This window comes from Coprococcus sp. RTP21428st1_C9_RTP21428_210409 (assembly GCF_040227395.1).
Lineage (GTDB): Bacteria > Bacillota > Clostridia > Lachnospirales > Lachnospiraceae > Coprococcus > Coprococcus aceti.
On sequence record NZ_JBEHVV010000028.1, the window covers coordinates 1 to 8403 of the forward strand.

The 8403-nt window shown below is 48.8% G+C and carries 7 protein-coding genes; 1 reads left to right on the forward strand and 6 read right to left on the reverse strand.

The window, feature by feature from the left end:
* Nucleotides 1–1557 (forward strand): LTA synthase family protein (locus tag ABUA34_RS07265; RefSeq protein ID WP_349823086.1); only part of this gene is annotated, 1557 nt, incomplete at its 5' end.
* Here ABUA34_RS07265 and ABUA34_RS07270 read toward each other — a convergent pair.
* The 6 genes from ABUA34_RS07270 to ABUA34_RS07295 form a co-directional block, all read right to left on the reverse strand.
* Nucleotides 1530–3002 carry an MATE family efflux transporter gene (locus tag ABUA34_RS07270; RefSeq protein ID WP_349823087.1) on the reverse strand — a complete coding sequence of 491 codons (1473 nt, stop codon included), beginning with the start codon at nt 3000–3002 and terminating at the stop codon, nt 1530–1532. The two genes, ABUA34_RS07265 and ABUA34_RS07270, sit on opposite strands and share 28 nt — an antisense overlap.
* Nucleotides 2923–3849, reverse strand: coding sequence for a patatin-like phospholipase family protein (locus tag ABUA34_RS07275; protein WP_349823088.1), 927 nt, complete (start codon nt 3847–3849; stop codon nt 2923–2925). Before ABUA34_RS07275 ends, ABUA34_RS07270 begins: the two co-directional genes overlap by 80 nt.
* 24 nt (nt 3850–3873) lie before the next feature.
* A complete protein-coding gene (hydF, locus tag ABUA34_RS07280) occupies nt 3874–5109 on the reverse strand; it encodes a [FeFe] hydrogenase H-cluster maturation GTPase HydF (protein WP_161171330.1) in 1236 nt (411 codons plus the stop codon).
* A gap of 19 nt (nt 5110–5128) precedes the next feature.
* Nucleotides 5129–6547, reverse strand: coding sequence for a [FeFe] hydrogenase H-cluster radical SAM maturase HydG (gene hydG / locus ABUA34_RS07285; protein ID WP_349823089.1), 1419 nt, complete (start codon nt 6545–6547; stop codon nt 5129–5131).
* 58 nt (nt 6548–6605) lie between these two features.
* Complete coding sequence (locus tag ABUA34_RS07290) at nt 6606–7232, reverse strand: hypothetical protein (protein WP_015534642.1); 627 nt, start codon at nt 7230–7232, stop codon at nt 6606–6608.
* A gap of 151 nt (nt 7233–7383) precedes the next feature.
* Entirely contained in the window at nt 7384–8109 is a 726-nt protein-coding gene (locus tag ABUA34_RS07295) for a lysophospholipid acyltransferase family protein (RefSeq protein ID WP_022216968.1), read from the reverse strand.
* Between the last annotated feature and the right edge of the window lie 294 nt (nt 8110–8403).

Sequence of the window (8403 nt, forward strand, 5' to 3'; positions counted from 1 at the left end):
GGGACTGCGGCCTACACTCCATATGCGCTGTTCCACGGACGCTATGTACTTGAACTGTCCATGAACAAGCTTGGAGTCATGGTCACCACGGGAAGAGACTGTGTGACCATGGTGACTCAGAGCAGCCAGAGCAAGACATTTGAGCTTGCAGATATTGGAGATAATCAGTCAGATGCACAGACTGCCGCATCAGATATCAATGCCGCATCTGCGGACGAGACAGATTTTTCATCAGCTTCTCAGACCGGCGGCTCAGATCAGGCGGCAGGATCAACCCAGGCCGACGAGCCTGTATATGTTCCGCAGGTCGATGAAAGCATAGATTTCCAAAGTCTGTACAATCAGACAGATGACGAGGAGCTTAAAAGCCTGACGGCATATTTCTCGGGGGTACAGCCAACTTACACGGACGAATACACCGGCATGTTCGAGGGGTACAATGTGGTATTTGTCACCGCTGAAAGTCTCAGTACATATGGAATATCCAGGGAGGCCACACCGACACTGTACAAGATTTATCACGAAGGCTTTGAATTTACTAACTTCTACAACCCACTGTGGTATCACAGCACCATAGACGGCGAATATACCAACTGCCTCAGCCAGTATCCGGCATCCTCCAAATGGAGCTTTGAGGCATCCGCGGACACCTACCAGCCATACGCCCTCGGCAATATGCTGAACGCACAGGGCTACAAGAGCTACGGCTACCACGACTTTGATGCCACATACTACGACAGAACAAGAACCCATCCGAATATGGGCTACACCACCTTCAAGGCCATCGGCGCAGGATTGGATATTCCTGACCACGTTATGTATTCCGATCTCGAATGTATGGAGGCTGTGTATGGGGATTTCATTCAGGATGACAAATTCAACATGTATTTTATGAGTTTCTCCGGCCATCTGCCTTACAATTACGACAATCAGTATATATGTATGATTAACAGGGATGGAGCCGAGAATGTCCTCTCCGAAAAAGGGTACTCAGATGAGGCCATAGCCTATGTTGCAGCCCAGATGGAGCTTGACAAGGCTCTGGAATTCCTGATGGATAAGCTGGAAAAGACTGGCAAGCTGGACAACACTCTGTTCATCGTGGCACCTGACCACTATCCTTACGGACTCAGCGACGGCACCTACAACGAGCTTGCGGGCAAGGACATAGAGAATGATGACTTTGAGCTTCACCACAACCAGTTTGGTATATGGAGCTCATCCATGGAGAAGCCAGTAGTTGTCGACAAGCTCTGCTCCAGTGTGGACATACTTCCAACTGTGTTAAACCTTCTCGGAGCCGACTTTGACTCAAGACTTCTGGCTGGCCGCAACATTTTGTCCGACTCCGATGAGCTTGTGATCTTCGCGGATCAAAGCTTTATGACCGACAAGGTCAGATATGATGCCAGCACGGGGGAGACCTCTTACTTCGTCCCTGAGTCACAGATCCCTGATGGATACGTGGATCAGATGATCGAGGAGGTTGAAAACCGACTGTATATATCGGACGAGATGATAAACACGGACTATTTTTCATTTGTATATAACAGATAAAAGGCCGAGACAATCCCCGCCAGCACATCGGCGGCGGCCTGGACAAAAGCCACTCCATCTACGCCATACATGTGCGGCAGTATGAATACCAATGGTATAAAACATACTCCCTGCCGCAGGGCGGATATGAGGGTGGCTTTTCCATATGCTCCAAGAGCCTGATAGTACATTCCGGTCACCAGACACACAGCTGCAAACGGCATGGATATGGCATGCGCCCGGAGAGACAGCGCCGCAAGCTGCATAGCTTGAGTGCCACCTTCATGCAAGAATACACCGGCCACCTCGGATACCCACACCCAGGTCGCAGCACCCATAGCGCACATGAATATCACCGCAGTTATCATGGTAAATCTCAGCGACCTTTTCACTCTGGATTCAAGTCCTGCACCATAGGCAAACCCGCACACCGGGGCAAATCCCTGCCCATAGCCCACCAGCGCCGCAAATATGACTGCAAATATCTTATTTGCAACTGTGACGCCCGCCATGGCTCCATCTCCGTACTGCCTACAGCTTCTGCTTATCATGATCGCCGCAAGGCACATGAGCCCCTGTCTCAGGAAGGATGGCAGCCCTGTTCTCACTATACGCACCCCATATCTGAAGCTCCACACATCAGACACATGAAGCCTTACCACGCTGCACCTTGACCTGACACATATATACATTATGGCAAGACTTATCCCCTGTCCGGCAAGGGTCGCTATGCCTGCACCGGCTATTCCAAGTCCAAGCACTCTCACCAATATATAGTCAAATAACGCATTTGACAGTCCTCCTGCCAGAATACCCAGCAGAGCAAGATACGGCTGCCCCTCAGCCCGCAGGGCATTGTTCAGAACATAGGCACCGCACATGACCGGAGCCGCGAGCATGATATATATTCCATACTGCCCAGCAGGAGCAAGACTTGTGTCCGTGGCCCCCAGAAGTCTTACCACATCCTCCCTGAACACGGCAAATATAACCGCCATGACCGCGCCCGACAGTATTCCTCCCGCCAGTGCCGTGGCAAGCGTCTGCTCCGCCTCACGCTTCTTCTGCTTACCGAGGAGTCTCGCTATCTCACTTCCAGCTCCCATGCCCCAGGTGTAACCCACAGCCTGTATCAATGCCATAACAGAGAACATGATCCCAACTGCGGCCACACTGCTTTCTCCAAGATCTGAGACAAAATAAGTGTCCACAATATTGTAGGAGGTTGCAATCAACATGGTGAATATTGTAGATACCGAAAGTGACAGTATGAGCGAAGGCACAGGAGTCTCAGCCATTTTGCTGTGATTCTCCTGTGCCTTCTTCTGTGTATCCACACTCTCAGGAATGTCCATTCCCGAAAGTATCAATCTGTCATATATTCCATTATCGGGTCTGCTGTGTAACCGCCGTCTGTTGCTGCGCCTGTCCATGTGTGTAGTCCCTGCTTTCTTCCTTACTCTCACGCAGGAATTTCTTAACCTGCTGCAATTTCTCCTTTGCATCGTACACACCCAGCTCATACATGGCCTCGATCATCTCCGGCTTCTTCTCAAGCCTTGATATCTCTATAGTCTCACTCGGTCTGATTATCAACGTATCACCCTCCTTTTCAAGCTCCTCCAACTTGTCCAGGGTCTTGTTGTAATACATGTGTCTCATGTGACATCTTTTAACGAACTCAGGGTACTCCCTGTACCTTCCGGCCTCCAGCCTGAGCATCTTGTCCGGGCCCTTGCGGTATCCCTCCGGTCTTGTCAGAACTACTATATTTCTCCTGTAGCCCATCCTTCTGAATGCAAATATCGGTATGCTGTCGGATACACCTCCATCCAGCAGCTTCATTCCATCAACCTCTACAATATTGGACACCAGTGGGAGGGATGCCGAAGCCCTCACCTTATTCACATCCTCAGGCATTCTCATATCTGTACACTCCAGATACTCCGCCTCTCCTGTATCCAGATTAGAACATCCCACATAGAGCTTCGTAGGATTTGCAAGGAATGCATCGTAGTCAAGTGGATCCAGTTTCTCCGGGATATCGTGGTAGCAGAACTGCTCACCACATATATCTCCTGTAGTTAAAAGGGAGTACAGGCTCATGTAGTGCTTGTTGTTCCTGTACTTCATATTGTAACGCATGTTGCGTCCCCTCTGTCTCGCAACAAAGGAGAGTCCATGTATGGCTCCCGCCGACACCCCTATGACACCGTCGACCTCTATATCATTGTCCATGAACACATCCAAGACTCCGGCGGTATATATGCCTCTCTGGCCGCCGCCCTCAAGTACCAAACCTGTCTTTGCCATATCGATCACCTTTCATCCAAATATTTATATGTCCGTCTTTGTCTGAAAAATCCTCAGACTCCTGTCAAGAATCCCATTCATATGAGCTATAGCAGTTCCATAATTCGTCATCGGGATACTCTGCTGCTCCGCACTTCCCTGACGACTCTTCATCTCGCGTTCATTCAGCATACAGCCTCCGCAGTGTATCACCAGATCATATCCTGTCAGATCCTCCGGGAATTCCGTTCCTCTGACAAATGTAAATTCAGGCTCAAGTCCCGTGTATCTGCGTATCCATCCTGGCAGCTTTACAGTTCCTATATCATCACACTGTCTGTGATGGGTGCAGCCCTCAGCTATGAGTATCCTTGGAGGTCTGCTGTCCGCATCTGTACGCTGGCCTTCATCCCTCAGCCTGTCCAGGACATATGCGCCATTTACCGCCGCATCAAGCTGCCCTTTAAATCTTGCCATCAGTATTGAGAATGACGTCAGATATATGTCATACGGCACGATCTTCATAACCTTTGCAAATGCCTGGGAGTCAGTGACCACCAGAGATACATTCCCCTCCAGCCGTCTCAGAGTATCCTCAAGCTCCGTGTCCCTGCACACCACAGCCGTAGCTCCGGTCTCAAGAACATCCCTTATGACCTGCTGCTGCGGAAGTATCAGCCTGCCCTTCGGAGCTGCAGAATCTATCGGTATGACCAGCACCACCATATCACCCGGCTGTATCAGATCTCCGACCAGTCTCCTGGTCATGGTGTCTGTCACCGTGAGCTTTCCTATCAATTCCTTCAGCTCCTCTATTCCCTGTCTGTGCTCTGCGCTGACCCATATGGAATTCTCCGCTGAATTCTGAACCTGTGTATCATCCTTAACTAGATCACTCTTATTGTACGCAATTATATAATTTATATTCTTCTCTTTGAAAAGCTCTGTGAGCTCCCTGTCCGCCGCCGAAAGGCCAACCGAACCATCAACCACCAGCACAGCGACATCTATCTTCGCAAGCACCTGTCTGGTCTTCGACACCCTGAGTTCACCCAGCTCGCCGGTATCGTCTATTCCCGGTGTATCTATGATGACCACCGGTCCAAGCGGAAGCAGCTCCATGGACTTGTACACCGGATCCGTGGTGGTTCCCGCCACATCCGACACAACAGCAAGGCTCTGCCCCGTCACTGCATTTACCAGACTGGACTTGCCTGCGTTCCTGCATCCAAAGAAACCTATATGCACTCTGTTTGCCGACGGTGTATCGTTTAAACTCATTTTGCTCCTCCACAATGTGTTAGAATCTAAAATCTCTGTCTCCGTGCTTTATCCTGTCAAGTCTCTCGGCCACTATCTGTCTGACTTTCTCATTCGGAATATTCTTCAGCTCATTCTGTATGAGTCTCCGGCCTATCTCCGCGGTCTCCGGTGAAGCATAATCCACCAGATATTCCTCCAGCGTCATGAGTGCGTTCGGATGACAGCAGTTCTGTATCTGTCCGCTCTTGCACAGGCTCATGAACCTGTCGCCGGTTCTGCCCTCTCTGTAACATGCCGTACAGAATGATGGTATATAGCCCTTGGTCATCAGCCAGTTCACAACCTGATCCAGAGTTCTCGTGTCGCTGACATCGAACTGCTCCGACTTCTCATCCTCTGGCTCCGGCTCATAGTAGCCACCCACACTGGTCTTTGAACCACCGCTTATCTGCGACACTCCAAGCCTTATGATCTCATCCCTGACCGTTGGATTCTCCCTTGTGGAGATTATCATTCCTGTATAAGGAACGGCGATTCTGATACATGCTGCGATCTTGCAGAATACATCGTCGCTTATTCCGTTGTCAAATGCCTCAGGATCTATGTCGTCAGCCTTCTTGACTCTTGGCACACTGATGGTGTGCGGACCAACTCCATGAACAGCCTCAAGGTGCTCCGCATGCATCAGCAGCCCCGCAAATTCGTACCTATACTTATCCAGACCAAAGAGCACCCCCAGACCCACATCGTCTATACCACCTTCCATAGCACGGTCCATAGCCTCTGTGTGATATGCATAGTCATGCTTCGGTCCATATGGATGAAGCTTCTCATACGCTTCCTTATCGTAGGTCTCCTGGAAGAGGATGTACGTTCCAATTCCTGCCTCGTGCAGCTTCCTGTAGTTCTCCACTGTGGTCGCCGCTATATTTACATTTACACGCCTTATTGCACCGTTCTTGTGCTTGATGCTGTATATCGTGTCTATACACTCCAGGATGTACTCGATAGGATTCATCTGAGGATCCTCACCGGCCTCAATGGCCAGTCTCTTGTGACCCATATCCTGCAGTGCTATGACCTCCCGTCTCACCTCTTCCTGGGTGAGCTTCTTTCTGGCTATATGCTTATTCTTGATGTGATACGGACAATACACACACCCATTTACACAGTAGTTGGACAGATACAACGGCGCGAACATAACTATTCTGTTGCCGTAGAAGTCCTTCTTGATCTGCTCCGCCAGATCATATATCTCATTTATCTTGTCCGGCATCTCACACGCAAGAAGCACGGATGCCTCCCTGTGGGTAAGCCCCTTCCTGAGCTTTGCCTTCTCTATGATACTGTCGATAAGCTCCTCATTGTCCTTGTTCTGATCCGCATAGTCCAGCGTCTCACGGATCTCGCCATCATCTATGAAGTCCTCTGCCTTCATGGATCTCACATCATACATTTTTTGTCAGCCTTCTTTCTTGTATACTGTATGCCCTTCCAATCTTATACACACAATATTATTCAGTGATCTCCGCCTCTGTTGTCTCCTCACTGTCAGCATCCCCGGAATCGACCGGCGTACTCATGCTGTCTATTTCATCCGGCATACGGACATAGTCCACATACCAGCCATCGTCGCACTTCAACATACATTCCTGAACGTGTACCGTGACCTCGCCCCCATCCTTGCCTGTCACTATCCAGTCGGCTTCCACACTTCTGTACTGGGACACGCCCTTAACTCCGTTGTCCGCAAATTGCTGCTGCACATCCTCTATATTGCTCACCGCCTGTATATCGGTGACCTTGCACTCGATCGTATCTATATCCCCGACCTGCTCATCTGTATACGCTCTGAACTTGTTTATATATATGTCCTGTATGTCACTCACCGACAAAACCTTTGACGAATCCTCAAACTTCTTCACGTATCCCGGGGCTATCATGTCAGCCATCTCTCCGCCATCGCCAAATGCGTATATGCGGGCGGTCTCCTTTGCCAGCTTGTCCGCCTGATATGAAAATCTGTAATAGATCACATAAAATACCGCAAATACTACCACGATCGCCACTGCCAGAACTATTATAAGCTTCTTGAGGAATCCGCTTTTTTCATTACTGTTTCTCTCTTTACTCTGTCCCATATCTCTACTTCCCAATCCTTGTTTTTGTGGTTAAATACCCTTTTATATTGTATTCACCTGATTTGATATAGTCAACACCAAGCTTCCGTAACCCCCGAACGGGCAGATCATCAACATGACCTGCCCGTTCAGAATAATTATCCATATATCGTTACCAACAATTCATTGTCTCCATCGTATCAAGCTTCCTCTGGATCTTGTCAACGACCATATCCCTGATCTCTGTGGTCGTCTTATCCGCTATAACCTCATATGGGATCGGCTCCAGAAATGCAAGCTGTGTCGTCACACGTCTCAGTGACCATCCCTCAAATGGCTTGAAGGAATCATACAGCACGACCGGAACGATAGGACACTTCGCCTTCTTGGCGATCTTGAAGCTTCCCGGCATGAACTCCTTGAGCTCATTGTGACTGTGATCGTATCCTCCCTCCGGGAATAAAATATATCTCCTTCCCGCCTTGATCTCCGTGGATACATCGTTTATAACCTGTACCTGCTGCTTTATGTCTTCCTTGTCAAGTCTCTGTGCCTTCACAAGATCCGTAAGCTGATCTGCTATGAACAGCTTCGACCTCTTGGCATCCATGACATACGTAATCGGTTTGTCATGGGAAACTATAACTCCCAGTACATCATACTTACCCTGATGATTGGCATACATGATATATCCACCCTCCTTAGGAAGGTTCTCCATACCCGTGGCAACCGTCTTGATAAAAGCACGACGTCTCACATGATTGCACATAACCTGTGCCATCTGATAACATATATCTTCACCATATTTTTCCGGGTGTCTAGCATAATACGACATCTTTGGCACATAGTACATGATCAGAAACAAGCACGAAACTATTACCCAAATAAATCTTAACATAAATACCTCTAACCAAATACCTTTAACTCAAAAATGTGTGCATATACATGCACACGTCCTCTTTTTCATAAACTCTTATATACATAGTTCACTGTATATACAGTGAACCATATACTATCTAGTAATTTTCTCAGTAAAGGCAAAAGTTGTCAAGTAACATTTTATCTATTGTGTCTGCACATAAAAAGGCAACGCCACATCGGTTTCATCGTCCCGCTGCTGGCACTGCCTTTTATAATAGACTCGAAGTCCCGCGCTGAAGCACTCTATCTTCGTCCCGCTGCATCTTTCGAC